This is a genomic window from Cryobacterium fucosi, assembly GCF_004403515.1.
GTDB lineage: Bacteria > Actinomycetota > Actinomycetes > Actinomycetales > Microbacteriaceae > Cryobacterium > Cryobacterium fucosi.
Genome location: NZ_SOHH01000062.1, coordinates 1 through 26,544, shown reverse-complemented (window position 1 = coordinate 26,544; position 26,544 = coordinate 1). Strand labels below are relative to the sequence as shown.

The 26,544-nt window shown below is 68.6% G+C and carries 23 protein-coding genes; 5 read left to right on the top strand and 18 right to left on the bottom strand.

What is annotated here, in order from left to right; all coding sequences use genetic code 11:
- Window positions 1-144: 144 nt before the first annotated feature.
- The 12 genes from murC to E3T48_RS07970 all read right to left on the bottom strand — a co-directional run bounded on the left by murC (window position 145) and on the right by E3T48_RS07970 (window position 14,178).
- Window positions 145-1,542: a UDP-N-acetylmuramate--L-alanine ligase gene (gene murC / locus E3T48_RS08025; RefSeq protein ID WP_134523550.1), complete on the bottom strand. Its 1,398-nt coding sequence runs from the start codon at window positions 1,540-1,542 to the stop codon at window positions 145-147.
- A 120-nt stretch (window positions 1,543-1,662) separates the two neighbouring features.
- Window positions 1,663-2,733: a UDP-N-acetylglucosamine--N-acetylmuramyl-(pentapeptide) pyrophosphoryl-undecaprenol N-acetylglucosamine transferase gene (locus E3T48_RS08020; protein ID WP_134523549.1), complete on the bottom strand. Its 1,071-nt coding sequence runs from the start codon at window positions 2,731-2,733 to the stop codon at window positions 1,663-1,665.
- Window positions 2,734-2,740: 7 nt separating this feature from the next.
- Window positions 2,741-3,985, bottom strand: a complete 1,245-nt coding sequence (gene ftsW, locus E3T48_RS08015) for a putative lipid II flippase FtsW (protein ID WP_241986722.1) — start codon at window positions 3,983-3,985, stop codon at window positions 2,741-2,743.
- Entirely contained in the window at window positions 3,954-5,522 is a 1,569-nt protein-coding gene (gene murD, locus E3T48_RS08010) for a UDP-N-acetylmuramoyl-L-alanine--D-glutamate ligase (protein ID WP_134523545.1), read from the bottom strand. The genes ftsW and murD overlap by 32 nt, the downstream gene beginning before the upstream one ends.
- On the bottom strand, window positions 5,498-6,598 hold the full coding sequence (gene mraY, locus E3T48_RS08005) for a phospho-N-acetylmuramoyl-pentapeptide-transferase (protein ID WP_134523543.1): 1,101 nt from the start codon (window positions 6,596-6,598) through the stop codon (window positions 5,498-5,500). Before mraY ends, murD begins: the two co-directional genes overlap by 25 nt.
- Window positions 6,595-8,007 (bottom strand): UDP-N-acetylmuramoyl-tripeptide--D-alanyl-D-alanine ligase, encoded by a 1,413-nt coding sequence (locus tag E3T48_RS08000; RefSeq protein ID WP_134523541.1) that lies wholly within the window; start codon window positions 8,005-8,007, stop codon window positions 6,595-6,597. The genes mraY and E3T48_RS08000 overlap by 4 nt, the downstream gene beginning before the upstream one ends.
- Window positions 8,008-9,552, bottom strand: coding sequence for a Mur ligase family protein (locus E3T48_RS07995; RefSeq protein ID WP_134523539.1), 1,545 nt, complete (start codon window positions 9,550-9,552; stop codon window positions 8,008-8,010). It abuts the gene before it with no gap.
- Window positions 9,553-9,565: 13 nt separating this feature from the next.
- Window positions 9,566-11,344, bottom strand: a complete 1,779-nt coding sequence (locus tag E3T48_RS07990) for a peptidoglycan D,D-transpeptidase FtsI family protein (RefSeq protein ID WP_241986721.1) — start codon at window positions 11,342-11,344, stop codon at window positions 9,566-9,568.
- 78 nt (window positions 11,345-11,422) lie between these two features.
- On the bottom strand, window positions 11,423-12,025 hold the full coding sequence (ftsL, locus tag E3T48_RS07985; RefSeq protein WP_134523537.1) for a cell division protein FtsL: 603 nt from the start codon (window positions 12,023-12,025) through the stop codon (window positions 11,423-11,425).
- Complete coding sequence (gene rsmH, locus E3T48_RS07980) at window positions 12,022-12,975, bottom strand: 16S rRNA (cytosine(1402)-N(4))-methyltransferase RsmH (protein ID WP_134523536.1); 954 nt, start codon at window positions 12,973-12,975, stop codon at window positions 12,022-12,024. Before rsmH ends, ftsL begins: the two co-directional genes overlap by 4 nt.
- Before the next feature lie 100 nt (window positions 12,976-13,075).
- Window positions 13,076-13,507: a division/cell wall cluster transcriptional repressor MraZ gene (gene mraZ / locus E3T48_RS07975; protein WP_134523534.1), complete on the bottom strand. Its 432-nt coding sequence runs from the start codon at window positions 13,505-13,507 to the stop codon at window positions 13,076-13,078.
- A gap of 299 nt (window positions 13,508-13,806) precedes the next feature.
- The gene (locus E3T48_RS07970) at window positions 13,807-14,178 is read right to left on the bottom strand and encodes a DUF3040 domain-containing protein (protein ID WP_134523533.1); all 372 of its coding nucleotides are present in this window, start codon (window positions 14,176-14,178) and stop codon (window positions 13,807-13,809) included.
- Between the two features lie 71 nt (window positions 14,179-14,249).
- On the opposite strand from E3T48_RS07970, the gene E3T48_RS07965 reads away from it, so the two are divergent.
- Window positions 14,250-15,368, top strand: coding sequence for a polyprenyl synthetase family protein (locus E3T48_RS07965; protein ID WP_134523531.1), 1,119 nt, complete (start codon window positions 14,250-14,252; stop codon window positions 15,366-15,368).
- A 64-nt stretch (window positions 15,369-15,432) separates the two neighbouring features.
- Here the strand turns inward: E3T48_RS07965 and E3T48_RS07960 are convergent, their stop codons facing one another.
- Window positions 15,433-15,777, bottom strand: a complete 345-nt coding sequence (locus E3T48_RS07960) for an Rv2175c family DNA-binding protein (protein ID WP_134523529.1) — start codon at window positions 15,775-15,777, stop codon at window positions 15,433-15,435.
- Between the two features lie 260 nt (window positions 15,778-16,037).
- On the opposite strand from E3T48_RS07960, the gene E3T48_RS07955 reads away from it, so the two are divergent.
- From E3T48_RS07955 to E3T48_RS07945, 3 genes are all read left to right on the top strand, one after another.
- Window positions 16,038-17,252, top strand: coding sequence for a LysM peptidoglycan-binding domain-containing protein (locus tag E3T48_RS07955; RefSeq protein WP_241986723.1), 1,215 nt, complete (start codon window positions 16,038-16,040; stop codon window positions 17,250-17,252).
- 92 nt (window positions 17,253-17,344) lie between these two features.
- On the top strand, window positions 17,345-19,282 hold the full coding sequence (gene pknB, locus E3T48_RS07950; RefSeq protein WP_420898358.1) for a Stk1 family PASTA domain-containing Ser/Thr kinase: 1,938 nt from the start codon (window positions 17,345-17,347) through the stop codon (window positions 19,280-19,282).
- A gap of 134 nt (window positions 19,283-19,416) precedes the next feature.
- On the top strand, window positions 19,417-19,665 hold the full coding sequence (locus tag E3T48_RS07945) for a hypothetical protein (protein ID WP_134523524.1): 249 nt from the start codon (window positions 19,417-19,419) through the stop codon (window positions 19,663-19,665).
- Here E3T48_RS07945 and E3T48_RS07940 read toward each other — a convergent pair.
- From E3T48_RS07940 to E3T48_RS07930, 3 genes are all read right to left on the bottom strand, one after another.
- Complete coding sequence (locus E3T48_RS07940; protein WP_241986720.1) at window positions 19,662-20,990, bottom strand: class II 3-deoxy-7-phosphoheptulonate synthase; 1,329 nt, start codon at window positions 20,988-20,990, stop codon at window positions 19,662-19,664. The genes E3T48_RS07945 and E3T48_RS07940 overlap by 4 nt on opposite strands.
- Before the next feature lie 150 nt (window positions 20,991-21,140).
- On the bottom strand, window positions 21,141-21,830 hold the full coding sequence (locus tag E3T48_RS07935) for a lysophospholipid acyltransferase family protein (RefSeq protein WP_134523520.1): 690 nt from the start codon (window positions 21,828-21,830) through the stop codon (window positions 21,141-21,143).
- Between the two features lie 28 nt (window positions 21,831-21,858).
- On the bottom strand, window positions 21,859-22,806 hold the full coding sequence (locus tag E3T48_RS07930) for an ROK family glucokinase (protein ID WP_134523518.1): 948 nt from the start codon (window positions 22,804-22,806) through the stop codon (window positions 21,859-21,861).
- 174 nt (window positions 22,807-22,980) lie between these two features.
- Between E3T48_RS07930 and E3T48_RS07925 the strand changes: the two genes are divergently transcribed.
- Window positions 22,981-24,813 carry an AMP-dependent synthetase/ligase gene (locus E3T48_RS07925; protein WP_134523516.1) on the top strand — a complete coding sequence of 611 codons (1,833 nt, stop codon included), beginning with the start codon at window positions 22,981-22,983 and terminating at the stop codon, window positions 24,811-24,813.
- A 67-nt stretch (window positions 24,814-24,880) separates the two neighbouring features.
- Here the strand turns inward: E3T48_RS07925 and E3T48_RS07920 are convergent, their stop codons facing one another.
- Window positions 24,881-25,372 (bottom strand): peptide deformylase, encoded by a 492-nt coding sequence (locus tag E3T48_RS07920; protein WP_134523514.1) that lies wholly within the window; start codon window positions 25,370-25,372, stop codon window positions 24,881-24,883.
- A 73-nt stretch (window positions 25,373-25,445) separates the two neighbouring features.
- Window positions 25,446-26,544 (bottom strand): MinD/ParA family ATP-binding protein (locus E3T48_RS07915; RefSeq protein ID WP_241986719.1); only part of this gene is annotated, 1,099 nt, incomplete at its 5' end.

Genomic DNA, 26,544 nt, shown 5'->3' with positions numbered 1-26,544 from the left:
CCGGACGCCGTCCGCCCGGCTGCGGCGGTCCCTGGCCTGGCCGGGCGCCGGGGGCCGCGGGAGCGGGCGGGCGGGCCGGTGGGTTCGGGCTGGGGTGCCGCGGGTTGGTCGAAGCCCTGGGGCCGCTTCATGCCGAGGTGCGGGTCATCCGCGGGCAGCTTCGAGCGAGCCGAGGAGCTGGGGGACGATGCGGTACACGTCGCCGCAGCCGAGGGTGACGACGAAGTCGCCGTCGCGGGCGATCCCGGCGACGTAATCGGCCGCTTCCTGCCAGTCCGGCACGTAGGCGACGTGGGACGGGTCGTGGAACTTCTCGGAGACGAGCGCCCCGGTCACTCCGGGCTCCGGGTCTTCGCGGGCGCCGTAGACGCCGAGGACGACGGTCTGGTCCGCGAACTTCTCGAGGGCGTCGGCGAATTCGCGGGCGAACAGCCGGGTGCGGCTGTACAGGTGCGGCTGGTGCACGGCGATGATGCGCCCCGTGCCGACCACGGTGCGCGCGGCGGCGAGGGCCGCGGCCACCTCGGTCGGGTGGTGCGCGTAGTCGTCGTAGACGCTGACCCCGTTGACGGTGCCGTGCAGTTCGAACCGGCGTTCGGTGCCCCCGAAGTCGGAGATCGCGGCGAGGGAGGCTGCCGGCTCGAAGCCGAGGCCGACGAGCACCGCGAAGGCACCGGCCGCGTTGATGGCGTTGTGCCGGCCGGGGATCCTGAGCGTGGCGTAGTAGTCCTGTCCTGCCCAGGCGACGGCGAAACGAACCGGCCCGTCGGTGACAACGGAGTGCACGCGAACATCGGCGTCGGCGGCCTCGCCGAAGGTGATGACCGGTTTGCCCTCGAGCTTGCCGGTGACGCTGACGGCCCCGTCGTCGTCGGAGGAGATGACGACGAGCTCCGAAGACTTCTGGGCGAATTCCACGAAGGCGGCCTCGAACGCCTCCAGCGACCCGTAGTGGTCGAGGTGGTCGGGGTCGACGTTGGTGACGAGGGCGACGGCGGTGTCATACAGCAGGAACGACCCGTCCGATTCGTCGGCCTCGACGACGAAGAGGTCGTCGGTGCCGCTGGCCGCCGACACTCCGAGCGATTCGATCACGCCGCCGTTCACGAAGCTGGGGTGCTGGCCGATGCCGAGCAGGCCCGTCACGATCATGCCGGTGGAGGTGGTCTTGCCGTGCGCGCCGGCGACGGCGACGAGGCGGTGCTTCTGGATCAGCCAGGCGAGGGCCTGCGACCGGTGCAGCACGGGGAGTCCGCGCTCCCTGGCCAGGACGTATTCGGGGTTGTCCTGCCAGAGCGCCCCGGTGACGACGAGGCTGTCCGCGGCGCCGACGTTCTCGGCGGCGTGCCCGATGGCGATGCGCGCGCCGAGCTTCCGCAGGGTGATGACGTTGTCGGACTCGCGCACATCGGACCCGGTCACGGTGTGGCCGGCGTCGATGAACAGGCGCGCGATCCCGCTCATCCCCGACCCGCCGATGCCGACGAAGTGCACCGTTCCGAGGTCCTGGGGAATGGTGAGGTTCAGGTCGGGCTTGATCACGGTTGCTGCGCTCTTCTCGGTTGGAGACAAATGCTCGGTGTGCGGGAACTACGTTACGCGCCGTCGCCGCCGATTGCCGGATTGGCGGCGGCCGGGGCGGCGACCGGCGCGGCGACCGGCTCAGACGAGGGCGCGTCGGATGAAGTCGACCATCCGGGCCGACCCGTCCCTGCCGCCGACGGATGCCGCCGCGGCACCCATCTGCGCCACGCGCGCCCGATCGGAGAGCACCGGCAGGAACTCGGACCGCACCCACTCGGGGACGAAGGCCGCGTCGTCGACGAGGATCCCTCCGCCGGCCCCGACGACGTCGGCGGCGTTGAACCGCTGCTCGCCGTTGCCCACCGGGTACGGCACGTAGACGGCGGGGATCCCCAGGGCGCTCAGCTCGCAGACCGTCCCGGCGCCGGCCCGGGAGACGGCGAAGTCGGCCACCGAGAGGGCAAGGTCCATCCGGTCGCAGTAGGCGATCATCCGGTAGTGCTCCAGCCCGGGGTCGGCCACCTCCGACTTCTCCCCGGTGATGTGCAGCAGCTGCCAGCCGGCCGCGATCAGGGCGGGCGCCGACTGCAGGACGGTGGTGTTCAACCGGCGGGCGCCGAGCGAGCCGCCGGTGACGAGCAGCGTCGGCCGGTCGGGGTCGAGCCCGAAGTTCGACAGCGCCTCCGGGCGTGCCGCCGCCCGGTCGAGCCGTTCGATCTCGGGGCGGAGCGGCATCCCCACAACCTGCGCGTGGCGGATCCGGGTGCCGGGGAAGGCCACCCCGACGAAGCGGGTGAGCCAGGCGCCGAGCCGGTTGGCGAGGCCGGCCCGGAAGTTCGCCTCGTGGATGACGATCGGCACGCCGGCCCGGCGTGCCGCGAGGTAGGCCGGGGTGGCGACGTAGCCGCCGAAACCGACGACCACGTCGACCTGGCGGCTGCGGATCAGGTCGGTGAGGGTCGTGACCGCGTGGTTCAGGCGGCCGAGGAAGGTGAGGGCCTGGCGGTTCGGGCGCCGCGGGAACGGCAGGCGCGGGACGATCACGAGTTCGTATCCGCGGGCCGGAACCAGCCGGGATTCGAGGCCTTCGCGCGTTCCCAGCACGATCACGACGGCGTCGGATTCCCGGCTCCGGATCGTGTCGGCGACCGCGAGCAGCGGGTTGACGTGGCCGGCGGTGCCGCCGCCGGCGAGCAGGTAGGTGGTCACTCGGGGCTCACTCGTCCTCGTCAGATGGGGCGGCGGCGTCCTCGTGGTCGCCGCGGGCGAACGACAGCACGATTCCGATCGCGACCAGCGTCGACAGAAGCGCGGTGCCGCCGGCCGAGACGAGCGGCAGGGGCACGCCGAGCACGGGGAACACCCCGAGCACCACGCCGATGTTGACCAGGGCCTGGCCGATCACCCAGACCAGGACGGCCGCGGTGGAGACCTTGGCCTGCACGCTCGGGCTGGTGCGCATGATCCGGATGAACGCGAAGGCGAGCAGGATGAACATGCACAGGACGACGACGGCGCCGATCAGGCCGAGCTCCTCGCCGATGATCGCGAAGATGTAGTCGTTGTCGGCGGCGGGCAGCCAGGACCACTTCGCCTTGGAGTTGCCGAGGCCGACGCCGAAGATGCCGCCGTTGGCGAGGGCCCAGGTTCCGTGCAGCGGCTGCCAGCAGGCCGCGGAGATGGTGCCGTCCGCCGCGTCGCAGCCGGTGCCGAGGAAGCTGAGGATCCGGGTCATCCGGTTGGAGCTCGAGATGGCGACGAGCAGGGCCAGCACGGCCGCGATCACGAGCGGGATGGCCAGCAACCGCAGGCGGACCCCGGCGAAGAAGAGCGCCCCGAAGAGGATCCCGGCCATGATCATCACGGTGCCGAGGTCGCCGCCGATCAGCACGAGGAGCACGGCGCCTCCGCCGACTCCGAAGACCGGGATGTACACGTGGCGCCAGTCGTCGAGCCTGTCCTTCTTCTGGGACAGGATCATCCCGAGCCAGATCACGAGCGCCAGCTTGATCGCCTCTGACGGCTGGAACTGGATTCCGCCGAGGGAAAGCCAGTTGGTGTTCCCGGCCACCGTGATGCCGAGAGGGGTGAAGACGACCAGGCACTGCATCAGGCAGGAGACCACGAGCATCGGCCAAGCGATCCGTCGCCAGAACTTCAGGGGCAGCCGGCTGACGACGAGCAGGAGCGGGACCCCGATCAGTGCGAACCCGCCCTGACGCAGAACCGTCCCGAAGAACCCGGTGTTCTCGAGGTAGGAGTCGACCGAAGACGAGGAGAGCACCATGACAAGCCCGAAGACGACCAGGAACAGCGTGGTGCCCAGCAGCAGGAAGTAGCTCGCGGACTCGGCCTTGAACACCCGGCCGAGGTGGATCCGGGCCGACGAGCCGTCGCCCGGTTCACCGGCCTCCGCGGGTGCGACCGGCCTAGGCGGGCGGAGTCGAGGCGGACTCGTCACCCGCCTCACCTCCCAAGTAGTCCCGCACGGCTTCTGCGAACAACCGGCCACGCTGCGCGTAGTCGGTGAACTGGTCCATGGATGCGGCCGCAGGCGCGAGCAGCACGACGTCGCCGAGTTCGGCGAGATCGGCGGCCAGTCGAACGGCGTCCGGCATCACCTGACCAGTGTCCTGTGCGTTGATCTCGAAAACGCGGAGCCGGGGCGCGTGTCGCCGGAATGCGTCCCGCAGCGCCTCCCGGTCGGTTCCGATGATGATGGCGCCGCGCAGGTGACCCACGTGGCTGGCGACCAGCCGGTCGATGTCGACGCCCTTGAGCAGCCCGCCGACCAGCCAGACCACGGATTCGAACGCGGCGAGGGAAGCGTCGGCGGCGTGCGGGTTGGTGGCCTTCGAATCATCGATCCAGCGGATGCCGCCGGCCTCGGCGACGACCTCAATCCGGTGCGCGTCGAGGTGGAAGGCCTCAAGGGCGTCGTGGATGACCTCGGGCTGCACGCCGAAGGAGCGGGCGAGCGCGGCGGCGGCGAGGATGTCGGCGAGGAGATGGTGGGCGGCCAGTCCCCGTGCCCGAAGCTCAGGCACGGTGCTGAGTTCGAGGGCGGTCTCGAAGCGGTCCTCGTGGAAGGCCCGGTCGCAGAGGATGCCGTCGACGATGCCGACCTCGCTGGGGCCGGGCACATCGAGGCCGAACCCGATCGCCCTGGCGCCGTCCACCACCTCGGCCTCTTCGACCATTCGCTTCGTGGCGGCATCCGCCTTGTTGTAGACGCAGGCGACCCGCGTGTTGGCGTAGACGGCGGCCTTGGCAGCGCGGTAGGCGGCTGCCGACCCGTGCCAGTCGAGGTGGTCGTCGGCGATGTTGAGGCAGACGCTGGCCCACGGGACCAGCGCGCCGGGACCGCGGCGCGGCAGGTGGTGCAGCTGGTAGCTGGACAGTTCCACGACGAGCACGTCCCACCCCTGAGGGTCGCGCACGGCGTCGAGCACGGGCACGCCGATGTTGCCGCACGGGGCGACGCGGAGCCCAGCGGCCGCGAGCATGGTGGCCGTGAGCTGCACGGTCGTGGTCTTGCCGTTGGTGCCGGTGACCAGGATCCACTCGGCCGGGGCGCCGACCTTGTCGCGCAGGCGCCACGCGAGTTCGATGTCGCCCCAGACGGGGATGCCGTTCCGGGCTGCCCAGAGGAGAAGCGGATGGTCGGGGTGGAAGCCGGGCGAGACGACCAGGAGTTCGGGGCGGTGATCGACCAGGTCGCGGAGCACGGCCGGGTCGGCATCCGGGTCGGCGTTCAGGTCGGCCTGCACGAGGCGCACCCCGATCACGCCGAGCAGCCTGGCGCGGTCGGCGGGGGTCCCGTCTGCGGCGACCGGGCCGGCCACGACGAGCACGTCGGCGCCCAGTTCGGCGAGGGTGTCCGCGGCGGCGAAACCGGTGACCCCGAGCCCGAGCACCGCGACCCTGAGGCCGCGCCAGTCGGCGTGCCAGCCGGTCAGGTCGTCAAGACGGCTCACCGGGGCACCGCCGACAGCCATTCGAGGTAGAACGTGCCGACACCCGCCGATACGAGCAGTCCGCCGATGATCCAGAACCGCACGACCACGGTCACCTCTGCCCAGCCCTTGAGCTCGAAGTGGTGGTGGATCGGACTCATCAGGAAGATTCGTTTGCCGCGGGTCACCTTGAAGTAGGCGCGCTGCACGATCACGGAGCCGGTCTCGATCACGAAGATCCCGCCGAGCAGCACGAGCAGCAGCTCGGTACGACTGAGGATCGCGAGGGCGGCCAGCGCACCGCCGATCGCGAGCGACCCGGTGTCGCCGAGGAAGATCTTCGCCGGGGAGGTGTTCCACCAGAGGAAGCCGATCAGGCCGCCGACGATGGCCGCCGCGACGATGGCCAAATCGAGCGGATCGCGGGTGTCGTAGGACCGGTAGAGGTCCGCGACATCCGCCCCGCCGAACCGGGCCTGGTTGGACTGCCAGAAGCCGATCACGATGAAGGCGCCGATCGCGAGGATCGAGGACCCGGTGGCGAGGCCGTCGAGGCCGTCCGTCACGTTGACGCCATTGGACGTGGCGGCGACGATCAGGCAGATCCAGACGATGAAGACGGCGATGCCGATCACGGTGCCGAGCTTCATGAAGTCCAGTGGCAGGTCCCGGATGAAGGAGATCCGGGTCGAAGCCGGGGTGAGGCCGTGCCGGTTGGGAAACTGCAGGGCGAGGTAGCCGAAGGTTCCGGCGACGACGACCTGGCCGACGACCTTGGCCCAGCCGCCGAGACCGAGGCTGCGCTGGTTGCGGGTCTTGAGGAAGTCGTCGACGAAGCCGACCAGTCCGAGGCCCACCATCATGAACAGCACGAGCAGGGGGGAGGCCGGGATCGCCCGTTGGGCGATGAACATGGCCGTGAAGTAGCTGACCAGCGTGCCGACGATGATGATGATCCCGCCCATGGTGGCGGTGCCCCGCTTGGCGTGGTGGCTTTGCGGGCCGTCGTCCCGGATGAACTGGCCCCAGCCGAGCCTTTTGAACAGCCGGATGAAGAGCGGGGTGAAGGCCAGGGTGAAGACGAGCGACATGGCTCCGGCGCTCAGCAGTGCAATCACGAGAAGAACTCCCCTAGTCGGTCGCCGAGGAATCGCAAGCCGGCCGAATTCGACGACTTGACCAGCACGGTGTCCCCCGGCCGCACAGTGCTGCGAAGCAGGTCGAAGGCTTCGTCGGGTGTCTCGACGAAGGCCGATTCGCCGTCCCAGGAACCCTCGTTGATCGTGCTGATGTGCATGCGGCGTGCGGCTCGCCCGACAACGACGAGCTGCGAGATGTTCAGGCGAACGGCGAGCAGTCCCACCCGGTCGTGCTCCTCCCCGGCGAGCTCGCCGAGCTCGCTCATCTCGCCGAGGACGGCGATCGTGCGCTGGCCGGGACGGCGGATCTGGGCGAGGGTCTTCAGCGCCGCGGTCATCGAGTCGGGGCTCGCGTTGTAGGCGTCGTTGATGACGGTGACGCCGTCTCGGCCGCCCATCACCTCCATCCGCCATCGCTCGGCGGTGTGCACCGATTCGAGGGCGGACACGATCAGGTCGATGTCCACGCCGAGCAGTTCGGCGGCGGACGCGGCGGCCAGCGCGTTCATGACGTGGTGCTCTCCGAGCACCCGGAAGGCCACCGGCCGGGTCTCCCCCGAGGCCAGGTGCAGTCGGAAGGTCGTGCCGGTAGCGGAGGCGACGACGTCGGTCGCCCGCACGCCCTCGGTTCCGTTCTGGCCGAACCAGGTGATCCGCGCCCGGGTCGCCCCGGCCATTCCGGCCACCCGCGGGTCGTCGGCGTTGAGCACGGCGACATCCGTCTCGAGCAGACCGGTGACCATCTCGGTCTTGGCGCGGACGGTCGCGTCGATTCCGCCGAATTCTCCGGCGTGGGCAAGGCCTACCTTGAGCACGATCCCGATGTCGGGCCGCGCCATCCGGACGAGCCGGGCGATTTCACCGACGGCGCTGGCGCCCATTTCGGCGACGAGGAACCGGGTCTCCAGGGTGAGCCCGAGCATGGTCAGCGGCGCGCCGACCTCGTTGTTGAAGGATTCGCGGGCGGCGACGGTGGGGCCGACCCGTTCGAGCACGGCCTTGAGCAGGTTCTTGGTGGTCGTCTTCCCGTTGGAGCCGGTGATGCCGATGACCTTGAGGCTGCCGGCGGCCCTGACCCTGGCCACGACGTCGGTGGCGAGGTCGCCGAGGGCGGTGACCGCATCCGGGACCACGATCTGGGCGACCGGGAGGTCGAGAAGGTGTTCGACGATCAGGAGGACGGCTCCGCGTTCGACCGCGGTCGGAGCGAAGAGGTGCCCGTCGGTGACGTCGCCGGGCTTCGCCACGAAGACCGCCCCCGGTCCGATTTCGCGGGAGTCGGTGGTGACCGCGCCGTCGATCCGCGATTCAGGCGTGAGCGTGCTGCCGTGCAGGTGCAGTTCACCGCCGACTGCCTGAGCGATCTCCCTGAGGTTGAGCGCGATCACTTACAACCACCCGGCTTCGCGGAGCGCCGATCGGGAGTCGTCCCGGGCGGAATAGGGGATCTTGACACCGGCGACCTCGTGGTAGTTCTCGTGGCCCGGCCCTGCATAGAGGATCGCGTCCCCCTCCTCGGCGAGGGACAGGGCCTTGCGGAATGCCGTGTGCGGGTCGGCGACCTCGTAGAACTCGCCGTCCGGGACGGCATCCCTGGCGGCGGCGAGGAGGGTGGCACGGATTGCGGCGGGATCCTCGAACCGGGGGTGGAAGTCGGTGACGACGACGACGTCCGCTCCCCGGGCGGCGATGGCGCCCATGTCGGCTCGTTTCGTGGTGTCGCGGTCGCCATCGGCGCCGAAGACCATGATCACGCGGCCGGGAGTGAACTTGCGGATCGCGCCGAGGGTGTTGAGGAAGGCGTCGGGGCTGTGGCCGTAGTCGATGTAGACGAGCGGCCCGCGGTCGCCGGAGATGCGCTCGGCGCGGCCCGGGATGTACACGTCGATACCGCCGTCACGGTCCAGGGTGTGGGCGATCGCCTCCAGGTCGTAGCCGGATTCCACCAGCAACAGGATGGCGAGGGCCGCGTTGGCGGCCATGAACCAGCCGAGCAGCGGCACGCGCGTTTGCAGACGGCGGCCCTCCGGGCCCTCGAGCAGGAATTCCGTGTACAGGGCGCTCTCGGAGACGATGGTCATCTGCCAGTCGGCCGGGACGTCGGGCCGGCTGCTCAGGGTGGTGACCGGGATGCGGCATTCGTCGACGATGCGACGGCCCCAGTCCGAGTCGACGGTGACCACGCCGCGGCGGGAGCGGTCGGGCTGGAAGAGTTCCAGTTTGGCCTGGAAGTACTCGTCCAGGCTGGCGTAGTCGTCGAGGTGGTCGTGGCTGAGGTTCGTGAAGCCGGCGACGTCGAAGACGAGGCCGTCGACCCGGTGGCGGGTCAGCGCCTGGGCGGACACCTCGATGGCGACGGCCCGCACCTCGGCCTCGCGCATGCGCGCCAGGAGGGCGTGCAGCTCTGTCGCCTCCGGAGTGGTCAGGGCGCTGACGACGGCGAGGTCGCCGATCCGCCGCTCCGCGGTCGAGGTGAGCCCGGAGACGACGCCGAGTTGGGTCAGGATGGCGAAGAGCAGGTAGACGACGCTGGTCTTGCCGTTGGTGCCGGTGACGGCGAACAGGGTCGCGGGGTTCTCGTCGGTGCGGTAGATCCATGCCGCGACCGCGCCGAGGGCGGCACGGGCATCCGGGGTGACCAGGATGGGCAGACCGCTGCCGGCGGCGAGGAGCGCACCGGCCTCGTCGGTCAGGATCGCGACGGCGCCGCCTTCCCTGGCCGCTGTCGCGAAGGCTGCGCCGTGGCTGGCGCGTCCGGGTACTCCGACGTACAGGTCTCCGGGTTGGACCGTGCGTGAGCTCAGGCTCACACCGGTCACCTCTAAGCCATCGATGTCTCCGCGCAGGAACAGTTCAAATTCATCGACCAGGCCCGACAACGATCGCGGGACCGGATGCTGAGGACGGAGAGCCGAGGGTGCCAATTCGGTCACGGGGCTCGCTTTCTTACCAGGTACCGGGAAGCGCAGGCGCGGCGGCGCCCGATGGGACTGCCCGGTACTTCTTCAGCACCTGGCTCATGACCTCTTGGAAGACCGGAGCAGATGCAGCAGAAGAGTTCAGTTTAACAGGATCCGCGAGACTGACCGAAACGACGTACTGAGGATCGTCGGCCGGAGCGAAGCCGGACACGGAAACCAGGTAGCCGCGGGTGTAGCCGCCCTGGCCGTTCGGCATCTGCGCGGTGCCGGTCTTGGCGGCCACCCGGTAGCCGGGAATGTTCCACTTCGCGGCCAGCCAGCCCTTCTGGTAGACCATCTCGAGCATGTCCGCGGTGTCGCGGGCGGCCGTGGGAGAGACCACCTGGCTGCCGGCCGTGGCCGGCACGTCGGTCATCGTGCCGTCGGCGTGGCGGCACCCCTCGACCAGCTGCACGGGCAGCCGCACCCCGTTGTTGCCGATGGCCTGGTAGATGCTGGAAACCTGCAGCGCCGTGGTGGTCAGCCCCTGGCCGAACATGGTGGCGTATTTGGTCTGGCTGTCCCAGTTCTCCCATGCGTGCAGGATCCCGCTGTCTTCGGCGGGGAACTGCGCCTCGGTGGCCTTGCCGAGACCGAACCTGGTCATGTAGTCGTAGCGCTGCTGGTCGCTGAGAAGCTCGCCGAACTTCGACATCCCGGTGTTGGAGGATTCGATCAGCACGCCGGTCATGGTGAGGTTCAGGTCGGCGTGCCCGGAGCTGTCGTTGACGTTGGCCCCGTTCGACGGGAGATATCGGTAGGGAGCCACGATCTTGCTGCCGGGAGAAGCCAGTCCCGCGTCGAGCACGGATGCCGCGGTGAGCGCCTTGAAGGTCGAGCCGGGTTCGAAGGATGCCGTGAACGCACGCGAGCCACGGTCATCCGGGTTCTCGGTCCCGTTCACGTTGTTGGGGTCGACGGAGGGATAGTCGGCCACCGCGACGAGTTTCCCGGTCTTCACCTCCTGCACGACGACGTTTCCCCAGGCGGCGCCCGTGGCCTTCGCCTGCTTGGCGAGCACCTGCTGCACGTACCACTGCAGGTCGGAGTCGACGGTGGTGACGACGTCACCGCCGTTCCGGGCCTGGCTGGTGGTGACGGTGCTCTGCGGAAGGCGCACGCCGTCGGCGCCCTTCTCGTAGGTCTCGACGCCGTTCGTGCTGGCCAGACAGGAGTCCTGGCCGAGTTCGAGGCCGGCCTGCGCCTCTCCCCCGGACGAGACGAACCCGACCAGGTTTCCGGCGACGGCGCCGTCCGGGTAGACCCGGCTCGGGTTCTTTTCGAAGTAGATCCAAGGGATCTCAAGCTTGTCGACCGCACGGAACACGTCCACGTCGACGGCCTTGGCCACGTACGCGTAGTCGGAGCTCTTGTCCTTGGCGAGGGCGCCGGAGATGACCTGGAGGATGGAGTCGCCGGTCTTGCCGGTGAGCGCGCCGACCTCGGCAGCCGCCTGGGCGACCGTCACGGTGACCTCGCCGGCGTCGGTGGTGCGGGTGAATTCGACGGCGTTGCGCGGCGACAGAGTGATGTTGTAGCGCATGACCGTTCCGGCCAGCACGACGCCGTTGGCGTCGAGGATGTCGCCGCGCGAACCGTAGACGGGCTGTTCGACCGAACGGTTGCCGAGCGACTCCGCGTTCAGGGTCTCGGCGCGCACGATCTGGATGTCGACGAGCTTGACCACGAACAGGGCGATGATCGCGAATAGGAGCACGATCGTCCCCGCGATGCGGCGCCTGCTTGACCGGGTGCTTGTCGCCACCGTCTGATCCTTACTGAGGCCTGGGCCACGGGTTTGGCGGGTGCTGTGGTGGCTGGTGCTGGGTTGCCTGGTGCCGGACTAGCGGGTTGCGGGGGTCGGGATACCGTTCGGCGCTGGCGTCGGCACGACGCCTGCGACCTTCGCCGGGGAATCTGCCGCGGCACCGCCGACGCTGGCACCCTGGCCTGCGCCCTGCGGCAGCTGCGTGACCAAAGGTACGCCGGCGAGCAGCGCATTCGGCACGAGACTCGCCGCGCCGCCCTGACTTCCGGTGGCCGAGGCCGGCGCTCCGAGCACGGCGCCGTCGGACAGGCGGAGGTAGACGGGGTTGGAGTTGCTCACCATGCCCAGCGCCTCGGCGTTGGCGGCGAGGTTCTGCGGGGAGGAGATCCGCACGAGGTCTTCGGTCACGCTTTCGGCCGTGCGTCCGAGCTCGACCTGGCTGGCCTGCAGCCGGGATACCTCGTAGGCACCCTGGGAGATGCCCACACTCAGCAGCAGCTGGATGATGACGATGGTCGCCATTCCCGCCACCGCGGAGAGTGCGTAGACGATCCGCGGCCTGGCCCGACGCTGGCTGCGCGTCGAGACGATCTCGATGTGGCGGGTGTCGTGCGCCTGGGCCGTGTCGGGGGTGTTGTCCCAGTTCGGCCGCGGGACGCGTGCGAGGTTGTCACTCATGCGGCTCTCCTCAGTCGCTCGGCGGCGCGAAGTCGGACTGACGTCGCGCGCGGGTTACTCGCTTTTTCCTCTTCGGAGGCCAGTTCCGCGCCTCTGATGAGCAATTTGAACAGTGGTGTGTGTTCGGGCAGTTCGATCGGCAGCCCGGCGGGGGCCGTTGAGCCCGATGCGCCTGCCAGCAGCTTCTTGACGATGCGGTCTTCGAGCGACTGGTAGGCCATCACGACGATCCGGCCGCCGACGGCGACCGCTTCGAGGGCGGCCGGGATGGCCCGTTCGAGAACGGCCAGTTCCTGGTTGACCTCGATCCGGAGGGCTTGGAAGACCCGCTTCGCCGGGTGCCCGGTGCGCTGCACGGCGACCGGGGTGACCGCGGTGATCACCTGGACCAGCTGGGCCGACCGGGTGAACGGCGTCGTCGCCCGAGCCTCGACGATGGCCTTCGCGTAGCGGGCGGCGAGTTTCTCTTCGCCGTAGTCGTGGAAGATCCTCCGCAGGTCGGCTTCGCTGTAGCTGGCGACGATGCGCTCGGCGGTGAGCTCGCTGGTGTTGTCCATCCGCATGTCAAGCGGCGCGTCCTTCGAATAGGAGAACCCGCGCTCCACCCGGTCGAGTTGCAGCGATGAGACGCCGAGGTCGAAGAGGATGCCGTTCACCTCGCGGATGCCGAGGCCGTCGAGCGCCTCACGGATGCCGTCGTAGACCGTGTGCACCAGGTGCACACGGTCGCGGAACGGCCTCAGTCGCTCCTCGGCGATCGCGAGGGCTTCGAGGTCACGGTCGAGGCCGACGAGGATGAGGTTCGGGAATCGCTGGAGGATGGCCTCCGCGTGCCCTGCCATGCCGAGGGTGGCGTCGACGAGCACGGCTCCGGGCTGCTCCAGCGCCGGCGCGAGCAGCTCGACGCAGCGGTCGAGCATGACGGGGGTGTGGATGTCATTGATGGCCATATCGTCCCGGGAGTAGTTCCTGGGTCCTGATCCCCATCCATTCCTTCCTGGCACCGGGGAAGTGTGTCAGGGAGAACGGCTGGGAGTCAGGCGCCAGGTGCTAGATGAGTCCCGGAATCACCTCCTCCGAAGTGTCTGCGAATGAGGTTTCCTGTTCGGCGAGGTAGACGTCCCACGCCGCACTGTCCCAGATCTCGACCCGGGTTCCGGCGCCGATGACCGTGAGGTCACGGTCCAGGCCGGCATAGCTGCGCAGGTTGGCCGGGATGGTCACCCGGTTCTGCTTGTCCGGCATCTCGGCACTCGCACCGGACAGGGTCATCCGCGCGTAGCTGCGGGCCGACTTGTCGGTGAGCGGGGCCTGGCCGATCTTCTCGGCGAACGCCTCGAACTCACGGGTCGTGAAGACGTAGAGGCAGTTCTCCTGGCCACGGGTCATGACGATTCCCGGCGACAACTCGTCGCGGAACTTCGCGGGAAGGATGACGCGTCCTTTTTCGTCGAGCTTGGGGGCATAGGTCCCGAGGAACATTCATCACCCCTTCCGGCCAGGTTCAGGTGTTACTCCACTTTACTCCACTTCGCTCCACTAAACAATAAAAATACACCCCCTTTCGGGCTTTTTCGTCTCAATTGCCCCACCATGACTGGCAACCAGAAGTGGAGGGAATATCCACGCCTGCCGCGGGGACGCCCGCTTTCGGGCACAAAAAAAGGGCCGATCGGATGATCGGCCCAGGTTTCGGGTGAAAAGTCGCTAGGTGCGGTTATGGGGCCAGCCGGACGTGCGGCTCGGCCGGGGGCGTCAGGCGGCCTTCTGGCCGGTGGCTCCTACTGGCCGTCCTGTCGACGATCCCAGCGTTCGTTCAGACGGTCCATGAAGCCTTTGTCCGTGGTCCCCTGGCTGGGGCGACGAAGCGGCGTCGCGGCCATCCGCCGAGCGGACTTGCCTGGCGTGGTGGCGATGAGGACGCCGGCGAACATGACGACGAATCCGAGGATGCCGATCCAGAGCTGCTGAACGGCAACACCGGCGATCAATCCCCCGATGCCGGCGACTGCGGCGAGGACGCCGACCGCGATTGAGCGGTAGTTGGGTCGGAGCGGCGAACCGCCGACGGTCGACACGAAGTCGGCGTCGTTGTGGTATAGACCGCGCTCCATTTCTTCGAGGAGTCGCTGCTCTTGTTCCGAAAGCGGCATCTCATTCCTCCTACTTGGACCGGCGGCTTGGCTCCCAATTCTAGCCCCGCTGGGGTGGCTAGGCTAGGGAGGTGGCTGAAAGCAATCAACTGGTCGAACTGGTTCATTCTCGGATCGACGAATTCATCGAAACCCGTCAACCAATTGTGACTACCATCAGCCCGGATCTTACGCCGCTGGTGGACTTCTCACGGCAATTTCTCAGCGGTGGCAAGCGCTTCCGGGCCCTCTTCTGCTATTGGGGTTGGAAGAGCGTCGAGGGCGCCGGCTCACCCGCCGAACCGGCTCCGGCAGACGAACCCCTCGCGCGGTTGTTCCCGGTGGTCGCCGTCGCCGCAGCGCTCGAGATCTTCCATGCGGCGGCGCTCGTGCACGATGACATCATCGACAATTCGGACACCCGGCGAGGCGAGGCATCCGCCCACCGGCTCTTCGAAGCCATGCATGCGTCGAGCGGGTGGGCCGGCAGCCGCCAGGACTTCGGACGCGCTGCCGCGATCCTGCTCGGCGACCTGCTGCTGGGCTGGAGCGACGAGCTCCTCGACGAGGGGCTGGCCGGCGTGCCGCGGGCCTCGGCCCAGGCCGCGAGGGCGGAATTCAACCGGATGCGAACCGAGGTCACGGCGGGACAGTACCTGGACATCCTGGAGGAACGGGCCTGGCTCACGCAGCCGGAGTCCGAGCTACTGGACAGGGCCATGCGGGTGATCGTCTTCAAATCGGCGAAGTACAGCGTGCAGGCGCCGCTCGTGATCGGCGCCGCCGTCGCCGGCGCCGGCGCGGAGCACCTCGACGCCCTGCGCGCCTTCGGGCTGCCGCTCGGCATCGCCTACCAATTGCGCGACGACCTCCTGGGGGTCTTCGGCGACGCGTCGGTGACGGGCAAGCCCAGTGGCGACGACCTGCGCGAGGGCAAGCGCACCGTGCTGGTCGCGCTGGCGAGGCAGGCCCTGGCCGAGGACGACCGGAACCTGCTGGACACGCTGCTCGGAGACCCCGCGATCACCCCGGGGCAGATCACCCGCCTGCAGCGGCTGATCCTCGACAGCGGGGCGGTTCTCCGGGTCGAGACCCTGATCCAGTCACACGTCGCCGAGGCCCTTGCCGCACTGGGCGGCTCGCCGATCGGGGCCGAGGTGACCGGGCAGCTCGGCCTCCTCGCGGAGACCGTGACCCGGAGAGTCTTCTAGCCTGGCGTGCTGACCCGGAGAGTCTTCTAGCCTGGCGTGCTGACCCGGCGAGTGCCCGTGCTGCCTAGGCGAGTGCCTGGGCGACGCGACGTACTTCGGCCTTGCGGCCGGCCAGGAGCGCGACGATGGGCGGAACGCCCAGGCTGCTGTCCACTTCGATCAGCCAGTCCATGGCCTGCTCGTCGGTGAAACCGTCGTCACCGAGCACGATCAGGGTCCCGCGCAGCTCCGGAAGGGGGGCGCCGTCTTTGATGAACTGGGCCGGGACCTGCAGCGGGCCGCCACCGCGGCGGATGGCCAGCAGCTGCTTGTCATCGATCAACTGGCGAACCCGGCTCTGGCTGACGCCGAGGAGCTGGACGAGGTCGGGGATGGACAGCCACTGCTGATCTGAAGACGAGTCGGTCACGCCTCCAGCATTCCACGATTCCCGAACGCCGACAAACCCCCTGTCAGGTTTCCCGCGTGTTGACGCCCACAACAGGGGACACGCTGGTTGACTCTCTTAATCATCTGTGTCAGCGTTGGGCGTTGTATGCAATCTGGACGGGGAGTGCCATGTCGGCTAAAGGCAGCAGAATCGGAACACAGACGGGGCCGCCGACGGATGGCGGGCGACACAGCACCGGCCGGTCAGGGGAACGCCGGTCGTTCGGACGCCTCGCCACGATCCCCCTCGTGATTATCAGCACCATCGCCATCACCCTGAACCTGGCCTCGCCGGCGGATGCCGCGACCATCGCGAAGAAGCCGCTGAAGAGCCGGAGCACACTTCCGGGCACCGCCCCGGCCACAGCTGCCCGCGGCCAGGTTGCGCGCGCATCCGTTGAGGCGGCGCCGAACCAGTACACGGTGGTCGAGGGCGACACCGTCAGCGCGGTGGCCGGCCGGTTCGGGCTGTCGACGGCATCCGTGCTCGCCTTGAACGGCCTCGGCTGGTCCGCCGTGATCTTCCCCGGCCAGACTCTCATCCTCTCCGGCCAGGCCGCGCCCGTCGCTGCCGCGCCGACCCCGGTCGCGGCCGAGATCACGCGGTACATGATCGTGGCCGGTGACACCATCAGCGGCATCGCCGCCGCCCACGGGCTGTCTGTGGGCGACATCCTGAGCGCGAACGGCCTCGACCGGGGCAGCATCATCTTCCCCGGCCAGGCCATTGTGCTGCCCGGGGCCGCGGCGCCCGCAGCGGCGCCCGCAGCTGCTCCTGATCCTGCTCCTGCCCCTGCCCCTGCCGCCGGCTCGCACACGATCGTCGCCGGCGACACCATCGGGTCGGTCGCGGCAGCGGCCGGGGTCTCGGTGCAGGCGGTGCTGGACGCCAACGGGCTCGGCTGGTCCAGCATCATCTACCCGGGCCAGGTCCTGGCCGTGCCGTCCCTCGCCATCGCCCCGGTGTCGTCGGTCGCCGCGGCACCGGCCGTGCCGGCCACCGAACCCACGCGCGCCGAGGCCACCGCCACCGCAGGGGCCGTCACCGCACTGACGGACGAGATGCGCCGGAACGCGCGGGTCATCGTCGCCGTGGGGCGGGCCGCCGGCGTCGGCGATGCCGGCCTCGTCGTGGCGCTGGCCGCCGCCGCCCAGGAATCCGGGCTGCGCAATGTGCAGTACGGCGACCGGGATTCCCTGGGCCTGTTCCAGCAGCGGCCGAGCGCCGGCTGGGGTTCGGCCGAGCAGGTCATGGACCCGGTGCGCGCCAGCCAGGCCTTCTTCGGCGGCGTGGGCAACCCGAACCGTGGCATCACCCGCGGCCTGCTCGACCTCCCCGGCTGGGAGGCGATGAGCGTGACCCAGGCGGCGCAGGCCGTGCAGATCTCCGCCTTCCCCGACCACTACGCCAAGTGGGAGACGTCCGCTCGGGCATGGCTCCCGGAACTGGGCTGACCCGCCCTCCAACCTGCACGGACCTTGCCCGCGAATCCCCCGACTTCCGGGTGTCCTGTCACGGGGAACGCCGCATCCATCCCTAGACTCGGATGGTGAGCGATACCCCTGCCGATCCGATGATCGGCCGTCTGATTGACGGCCGCTATCAGGTGCGCTCGCGTATCGCCCGCGGCGGCATGGCCACCGTCTACCTCGCGACCGACCTGCGCCTCGAGCGCCGGGTCGCGATCAAGATCATGCACGGCCACCTCGCCGACGACAACGCGTTCAAGGCCCGTTTCGTGCAGGAGGCCCGGTCGGCCGCCCGGCTGGCCCACCCGAACGTCGTCAACGTGTACGACCAGGGCCAGGATGCCGACATGGCCTACCTGGTGATGGAGTACCTGCCGGGCATCACCCTGCGGGACCTGCTCAAGGACTACGGCAGGCTTACGAGCGAGCAGACCATGGACATCCTTGAGGCCGTGCTGTCCGGGCTCGCCGCGGCGCACAAGGCGGGGATCGTGCACCGCGACCTCAAGCCGGAGAACGTGCTGCTCGCCGACGACGGCCGGATCAAGATCGGGGACTTCGGCCTCGCCCGCGCGGTCAACAACAACACCGCCACCGGGCAGGCCCTGCTCGGAACGATCGCCTACCTCTCCCCCGAGCTCGTGACCCGCGGGATAGCCGACGCACGCAGCGACATCTATGCACTCGGGATCATGACCTACGAGATGCTCACCGGCGAGCAGCCCTACGTCGGCGAGGCACCCATGCAGATCGCCTACCAGCACGCGAACGACACCGTGCCGATGCCGAGCACCCGGGTGCCGACGATCCCCTCCGAGCTCGACGAGCTCGTCAGCTGGGCCACCGCCCGGGACCCTGAGAAGCGCCCGCGGGACGCCAGGGTCATGCTCGACCAGCTCCAGGACGTCGACAAGATCGTTCGCTCCTCCTCCTCAGACGAGACCGCCCTCCAGCCCACGATGATCCTCTCCGCCGGGCTGCCGAGCGCGGTCGCCGACGCGGAAACCCAGATCCTCGGCGCCAGGCCCCTCGCCACCGCGGCCAAGCCCGCGACCCCGCCGACACAGCCTGACAACGCGGCGAAGCTCACCGACAAGGCCCGCAAGCGCAAACGCACGGGCTACTGGCTGTTCGCACTGGTCATGCTCCTCGCCGCACTGGCCGGCGGCACCGGCTGGTACTTCGGCTCGGGACCCGGCTCGCTCATCGCCGTTCCGCAGCTCGTCTCGGACTCTCCGGAGGAGGCAACCGCGCAGCTGACCGAACTGGGCCTGAAGACCGAGCTGGGCGTCCAGTACAGCGGCACGATCGCGGCCGGACTCGTCGCGAGCACCGATCCCGGCGCGGCCGCGCGCGTCGCCAAGGGCAGCACGGTCACGCTCCGGGTCTCCCAGGGACCACAGCCGATCACCCTGCCTGTGCTGGCAGGCCTCTCTACGGATGCCGCGACCTCCACGATCACGGAGTTGAAGGCATCCGTCGGCGCCACCGACGCCATCTTCGACGCCGACGTCGCTGCCGGCACCGTGATCTCGGCCAGCCGGGCGAGCGATGCGGGCGACGTGTCACAGGGTGGCGGCTATTTCGAGGGCATGAACGTGAACCTGGTCGTCTCTCTCGGCGGCGTCCCCGACGTGGCGGGCAACTCCGTCGACGGAGCGACGGCGATCCTGAAGGAGAAGGGGTTGCTCGCCACCTCGGGCGAACAGGTCTTCAGCGATGCTGTGCCGGAGGGCGACGTAGTCTCGGCCAGCGCAACGAAGGACGGCCCCGTGCGCGAGGGCGATACCTTCTCCCTCACCATCTCCAGAGGGCCGGAGCCTGTGCAAGTCCCAAACGTCGTGGGAATGGCCTGGGGGGACGCGAAGAAGGCCCTCTCCGACCTCGGCTTCAAGCTGAAGTACAACGCCCTCTGGGATGCACCGTTCCCCATCGTCGTCCAGTCGACCGACCCTGCCTCCGGAACGTCCGCGCCAAAGGGAAGCACGATCACCCTCGTCGGAACGCCGGCCTAGTTTCGACCGCTCGGCGCCGGCGGTGATACGACCTCGGTTGCTCCACCGAGCGCACCCCACTCGCCGAGATCGACCTTTTCGGTCGAACCCGACCCGCACACCTGTCGACCTCGACCGGAAAGGTCGACCTCGACATGGGCGACCGCACGGCTTCCGTCGCCCAGGCCGGCCGGCGTTTATGCCCGCCAGCCGCCGACGGCATCCGTTGCCCGGTGTCGCCCGCCAGGACGGATCTCACGCCCGCCGTGCGGACATGCGCGCAGGTAGTGTCGAATTCGACGGAGATTCTTCTCGAGCCGATCGTCTTCAGAGCCGAAAGACCGATTTTCGGGAAAATCTCCGTCGAATTCGACGGGCGCGATGCCCGGGAACCGCAGCGCTAACGGACGGCGAGTTCCTCGGCGACCAGGAACGCGAGCTCGAGGGACTGCATGTGGTTGAGGCGCGGGTCGCAGAGAGACTCGTAACGGGTGGCGAGGGCGGCCTCGTCGATGTGCTCCGAGCCGCCGAGGCACTCCGTGACGTCGTCTCCGGTCAGCTCGACGTGCACGCCGCCGGGGTGGGTGCCGACGCTGCGGTGGGCCTCGAAGAAGCCGCGCACCTCGTCGACCACGTCGTCGAAACGGCGGGTCTTGTAGCCGGTCGGGGTGGTGACGCCGTTGCCGTGCATCGGGTCGGTGACCCAGAGCGGCTTGGCGTCACTCGCCTTGATCGCCTCGAGCAGGGGCGGAAGGGCGTCGCGCACCTTCCCGGCGCCCATCCGGGTGATGAAGGTCAGGCGTCCGGGTTCGCGGTTCGGGTCGAGCTTATCGACCAGGCGCAGCATGTCGTCGGTCGACGTGGTCGGGCCGAGCTTGACCCCGATCGGGTTCCTCACTCGCGACAGGAAGTCCACGTGTGCGCCGTCGAGTTCACGGGTTCGCTCGCCGATCCAGATGAAGTGCGCCGACGTGTTGTACGGGGTGCCCGTGCGCGAGTCGATCCGCGTCATCGGTCGTTCGTAGTCCATCAGGAGACCCTCGTGGCTGGTGTAAAACTCGGTGCGACGCATCGCCTCGAAGTCCGCGCCGCACGCGATCATGAACTTGATGGCCCGGTCGATCTCCTTGGCCACCTTCTCGTAACGCTGGTTCGCGGGGTTCGCCGCGAAGCCCTGGTTCCAGCTGTGCACCTGGCGGAGGTCGGCGAAACCACCCTGCGTGAACGCGCGGATGAGATTGAGGGTGGATGCGGCGGTGTGGTAGCCCTTCACCAGGCGGGCCGGATCGGCCTCGCGCGATTCGGGCGTGAAGTCGTAGCCGTTGACGATGTCACCGCGGTAGGCCGGCAAAGTGACGCCGCCACGGGTTTCGAAGTCGCTGGAGCGCGGCTTGGCGAACTGGCCGGCCATCCGCCCCATCTTGATCACGGGCATCGACGCGCCGTAGGTGAGCACCACAGCCATCTGCAGCACGGTCTTGACCCGGTTGCGGATCTGCTCAGCGGTGGCGCCGCTGAAGGTCTCGGCGCAGTCGCCGCCCTGCAGCAGGAAGGCCTCGCCGCTGGCGGCCTGGGCCAGCCGGTCGCGCAGGATGTCGACCTCGCCGGCGAAGACGAGCGGCGGCTGCGTGGACAGCTCGGCGGATGCCGAAGCGACGGCCTCGGCGTCGGGCCAGGTCGGCTGCTGCTTGATCGACAGTGTGCGCCAATAGTCCAGGCCAGCGATCACAGATCGATCTGCGACGACGACTGGTTCGGTAGGGTCTACCACTGGGCTAGTCCTGTTTTCTCTTAGGCGGCACGCGGGAATCCCGCATGCCGGGGGTGGGTTCATGGCCGGTTGCGGCCTCGGAATCTGGGCAAAACCAATGACGCGATCTTATCGCGAAAGGCTTGCCCGCTTTTCTTTCACGCTGGTGGCGTAGACGTCCACGTAGTCCTGCGTGCTCAGCCGCTGCAGTTCGTACATCAGCTCATCGGTGATCGAGCGCAGCACGAACCGGTCACCCTCCATGCCCTCGAACCGGCTGAAGTCGAGTGGCGTGCCGATGACGACGCCGATCCGGCGCACCTTCGGGATGCGGGTGCCGGTCGGCATGGCCTTCTCGGTGTCGATCATCGCGACGGGGATCACCGGCACCCCGGCCTCGAGCACCATCCGGGCCACACCGGTGCGGCCGCGGTACATCTTCGCGTCGGGGCTGCGGGTGCCCTCCGGGTAGATTCCGAGGACGCCGCCGCCGGCGAGGACGCGCAGGCCGGTGTTGAGAGAGTCCTCGGAGGCCTTCCCGCCAGAGCGGTCGATCGGCAGCTGCCCGGTGGCCTTGAAGAACTGGCGTGTGGCCCAGCCCTTGAGACCCTTGCCGGTGAAGTACTCGCTCTTGGCCAGGAAGACGACCCGCCGCGGCACGACCAGCGGCAGGAAAACCGAATCGATGAAGGACAGGTGGTTGCTGGCGAGGATCACGCCGCCCTCTTTGGGGATGTTCTCCAGCCCGACCACCCAGGGCCGGAAGATTCCGAGCACCAGCGGGCCGATGACAATGTTTTTCATGATCCAATAAAACATTGGGCTCCCTCCGTTGGACTCCCTGAGCCTACTTCGTGAAAACGTGCTTCCGCGCGAGGTCGGCCGCGCCGACAACGCCTGCATCATTCACGAGCTGGGCGATGGCGAACTCCGCTTCGGGGTGGAAGCCCCTGGCCGGGAGGTTCTCCAGGTAGGCGGCGCGGATCGGCTCGAGCAGCAGGTCGCCGGCGTCGGCGACTCCCCCGCCGAAGACGAAGATCTGCGGGTCGAGCACGGCGGAAAGGCTGGCGCAGGCCTGGCCGAGCGAGCTGCCCAGCTGGCGCAGTGCGGCCAGCGCGCCGTTGTCACCATCCTGGATCAACCGGCCGACGTCCTTGCCGGTGAGCTTGCCCTTGCCCTTCCGGGCGGCGGCGAGACCCTGGCCGATTCCGCCGGCATCCGCGAGTTCGTTGGCGATCCGGAGCAGGGCGCGGCCCGAACCGTACTGTTCGATGCAGCCCTGGGCCCCGCAGCCGCAGGAGCGGCCGTTCGGGACGATCCGCAGGTGCCCCAGTTCCGCGGCGCAGCCGAAGCCGCCGCGGAAGAGCCGGTTCTCGGAGATGATGGCGCCACCGACGCCGGTGCCGACCGTGAGCATGACCATGTCGCTGTACATCTGGCCGGCGCCGAAGCAGAATTCGGCCCAACCGGCGGCGTTGGCGTCGTTCTCGATCAGGATCGGGATGTCGAGGCGCGCTTCGAGGGTGGCCCGGAGAGGTTCGTGGCGCCAGTTGACGTTCGGGCCGTAGTAGACGACCGACTGGGCGGCGTCAATGAACCCGGCGGCGGCGACTCCGGCGGCGACGACCTCTTCGCCTTCGGCGAGGCCCGTGATCATCTCGACGACGGCGTCTTCGATGCCGCGCGGGTCGCTCGCTGTGGTCGGGCGGCGATCGGAACGGATGATCGTTCCGAACTCGTCGACGAGGGCTGCGGCGATCTTCGTGCCACCGATATCAATCCCAATCGCGTGCACAGCGAACTTCTTTCTTAGGTATGGCCGGGGGAATTGCGCCGCAGAGTGAACAGAAATGCCGGGGCGTCCCCTCTAGAGTGTAGTGAACCAGCACCCTGCCGGACGAAACGTCCACGGCCGCCGTCCGACGCGGATAGAGTGGGCGCAAACCCGTCCGGTGCCAAAGGAGTTACCGTGAAACAGTTCGACCAGACCGCAATCGTTCCCGCCGACCCCGAAGCCAATGTCACCGACCTGCTGGCGGCTCGCGTCGCGGCCACGCCGGACACAGTGCTCTTCTCACTTCCCGCCAATGGGCAGTGGGCGCCGGTCACAACGGCCGAATTCCACCGTCGGGTGGTGGCCCTGGCCAAGGGCCTCGTCGCCGGCGGGATCAAACCCGGCGACAAGATCGGCCTGATGTGCAAGACCAGGTACGAGTGGACGCTGATCGACTTCGCGGCCTGGTACGCCGGCGCGGTGCTTGTCCCCGTCTATGAGACCAGCTCCCCCACCCAGATCCAGTGGATCCTCGGCGATTCCGGCGCCACGGCTGTGATCGTCGAAACGGCAGACCACTTCTCCCGGTTCGACGAGGTGCACCCCGACCTGCCGAGCATCCAGACCGTGTGGCAGATCGGCCTGGGCGACCTCGACAAGCTCGCCGCCTCCGGCGCGGGCGTCACGGATGCCGAGATCGAGCGCCGCCGCAACCTCGCCGTGGGCGACGACATGGCCACACTCATCTACACTTCCGGGTCGACGGGCCGCCCGAAGGGCTGCGTGCTCACCCACTCCAACTTCGTGGAGACGACCCGCAACGCGTCGGTCGCCCTCAAGGAAGTGCTCGAGGACGAGCACGGAGCCTCGACGCTGCTCTTCATCACGACCGCGCACATCTTCGCCCGCTTCATCTCCGTGCTGTGCGTGCACGCCGGCGTGCGCGTCGGCCACCAGCCGGACACCCGGCAACTGCTGCCCGCGCTCGGCACGTTCAAACCGACCTTCCTTCTGGCGGTCCCCCGCGTCTTCGAGAAGGTCTACAACTCCGCCGAGCAGAAGGCGGAGGCGGCCGGCCGCGGCAAGATCTTCGAAGCCGCGGCGCAGATCGCCGTGGACCACTCGATCGCCGTCGACCAGGGCAAACCGGTTCCGCTGATGATGAAGGTCAAGTTCGCCATCTTCGACCGCCTCGTCTACAGCAAGCTGCGCGCCGCGATGGGCGGCAACGTCAAGTACGCCGTGTCGGGTTCCGCGCCGCTCGGCGCCCACCTCGGCCACTTCTACCACAGCCTGGGCATCAAGATCCTCGAGGGCTACGGCCTCACCGAGACGACGGCCCCGACCAGCGTCGGGCTCGCGACCAAGTTCAAGATCGGCACCGTCGGCCCGCCCCTGCCCGGCGTCTCCGTGCGCATCATGGACGACGGCGAGATCGAGGTGAAAGGCGTCAACGTCTTCAAGGAGTACTGGAAGAACCCGGATGCGACCGCCGCCACGTTCCACGACGGCTGGCTCCGCACCGGTGACATCGGCGACTTCGACAGCGAGGGATTCCTCACCATCACCGGGCGCAAGAAGGAGATCATCGTCACGGCCGGCGGCAAGAACGTCGCCCCGGCCGCCCTCGAAGACCCGATCCGGTCCAATCCGCTGGTCGGGCAGGTCATCGTCGTCGGTGACCGCAAACCGTTCATCGCGGCCCTCATCACGCTCGACCCTGACATGCTCGCGGTCTGGTTGAACAACAACGGCGAGGATGCCGGCATGTCGCTGGCCGAGGCGGCCGTGAATCCGACGGTGGTCGCCGAGGTGCAGCGTGCGGTCGACCACGCCAACGATCACGTCTCCCGGGCCGAGTCGATCCGCAAGTTCATCGTGCTCACCACGGAACTCACCGAGGACAACGGCTATCTCACGCCGAAGATGAGCATCAAGCGGGACCTGATCCTCAAGGACTTCGCCGACGTCATCGAGGGCATGTACGCGGGTGCCCCGATCACCGAAAGCAACCCGTTGCCCGGCTGAGACGGGACGCCCCGGTAGCTCGACAGGCTCTGGTCTCGACAGGCTCGACCACCGGTGGTCGAGCCTGTCAGAACCAGGTGGACTGGCGGATCTCCTTCATGGCGGCCCGGCGGTTCTCCTTGTCGAGCCGATCGAGGTAGAGCAATCCGTCGAGGTGATCGGTTTCGTGCTGCAGCGCCTGCGCCATGATACCGGTCCCGGAAAGCTCGACCGGGTTGCCCTCGAGGTCGATTCCGGCGACCCGCGCGAACGGGTAGCGACTGGTGGGGTACCACAGGCCGGGCACCGAGAGGCAGCCCTCCTCGACCAGCCCGGGCTCGCCGGTCACCTCGACAACGACCGGGTTGAGGATGTAGCCGACCACGCCGTCGACGTTGTAGCTGAAGGCCCGCAGGTTGACGCCGATCTGCGATGCCGCGACGCCGGCCCGCCCGGGCAGGAGGACGCTGTCGACCAGATCGTCGACGAGTCCCCGCACCCGGGCATCGATGATGCCGATCGGGTCGGAGACGGTCTTGAGTACGGGATCTCCGAATAGTCGGATCTGGCGCTCGGGCACGGGGAAGACTCCAAGTCGGTTCGTGCGGTGATTGCCGCGTGACGGTGGCGCTGATGAGGGCGGTGCGCCCGGTTCAGATCGGGCGGTCGGCAGGCAGGCCCTCGACCACGAGTGCCGCGAGGGTCCTGGCCGCGAGCCGGGTGATCGGCTTGAGGTCGTTGTAGGAGATGACGCTCCCTGCGGCCAGCTGGGGGTCGTACGGGATCCGCACGATCTCGCGCACCCTCGACCGGAAATGAGACTCGATCTCCTCGAGCTTGACCAGGTTGGTGCCCTGCGTCGCCGTGTTCAGGGCGACGATGGCATTGCGCACCAGGCCGCCGTAGCCGTTGGCCTCGAGCCAGGTCAGGGTCTCGGAGGCGAGGCGGGCCTCGTCGACGCTTCCGCCGGAGACGATGACGATCGAGTCCGCGCGCTGCAGGGTGGCGCGCATGACCGAGTGCACGATCCCGGTGCCGCAGTCGGTGAGCATGATCGAGTAGTACCGGGCGGCCAGGTCGGCGACGACGTTGTAGTCGTTCTCGTCGAACGCCTGGGAGAGCAGCGGGTCGGTGTCGGAGGCCAGGATGTCCAGCCGGGTGGCGTCGCGGGAGACCAGCGCTGAGAAGTCGGTGAAGCCTCCGATCGACGCGGCCTTCGACACGACGTCGCGCACCGTCGACCTGGTCTGTTTGCTGACCCGTTCGGAGAGGGTCCCGCGGTCGGGGTTGGCGTCAACGGCGATGATCCGGTCCTCGCGGGCGTCGGCCAGGGCCATGCCGAGCAGCGCGGTGACGGTGGTCTTGCCGACGCCGCCCTTGCGGGTGAGGATCGGCACGAACCGGGTGCCGCCCTCGAATTCCCGGCGGATGCGCTCGTCCATCGCGTTGTGAGCGCGCACTTTCGCCGAATCGCCGAGGTTCACCAGGTGCAGCGTCGCCGCGTAGACGAAGCTGTTCCAGGTGCCGTGGGGCGGCGGTTTGGTCTTGCGGTTGACCGCGAGCAGACGGTCGGAGGTGAGCATCGACGCCGACTCGGGCGCCGGGCCGTTCTCGGTGCGCAGGCGCTCACGACGGGAGTGCACGGCGGCGGAGTCCGCGGCCAGGACCGCAACGGCCGCAACCGCGCCCGTCGCCGGCCGGGCGGCGCGGGGCACCCCCGGCGTGCTGATCTCGACCGTGTGCGTGGTCGGG

Coding starts and splice junctions, on each gene's coding strand:
- murD (WP_134523545.1), bottom strand. CDS start 5,522: ATGGCTGTCGGCGGTGCCCCGGTGAGCCGTCTTGACGACCTGACCGGC.
- mraZ (WP_134523534.1), bottom strand. CDS start 13,507: ATGTTCCTCGGGACCTATGCCCCCAAGCTCGACGAAAAAGGACGCGTC.
- ftsL (WP_134523537.1), bottom strand. CDS start 12,025: ATGAGTGACAACCTCGCACGCGTCCCGCGGCCGAACTGGGACAACACC.
- E3T48_RS07945 (WP_134523524.1), top strand. CDS start 19,417: ATGGGCGACCGCACGGCTTCCGTCGCCCAGGCCGGCCGGCGTTTATGC.
- rsmH (WP_134523536.1), bottom strand. CDS start 12,975: ATGGCCATCAATGACATCCACACCCCCGTCATGCTCGACCGCTGCGTC.
- E3T48_RS07970 (WP_134523533.1), bottom strand. CDS start 14,178: ATGCCGCTTTCGGAACAAGAGCAGCGACTCCTCGAAGAAATGGAGCGC.
- E3T48_RS07935 (WP_134523520.1), bottom strand. CDS start 21,830: ATGTTTTATTGGATCATGAAAAACATTGTCATCGGCCCGCTGGTGCTC.
- pknB (WP_420898358.1), top strand. CDS start 17,345: ATGGTGAGCGATACCCCTGCCGATCCGATGATCGGCCGTCTGATTGAC.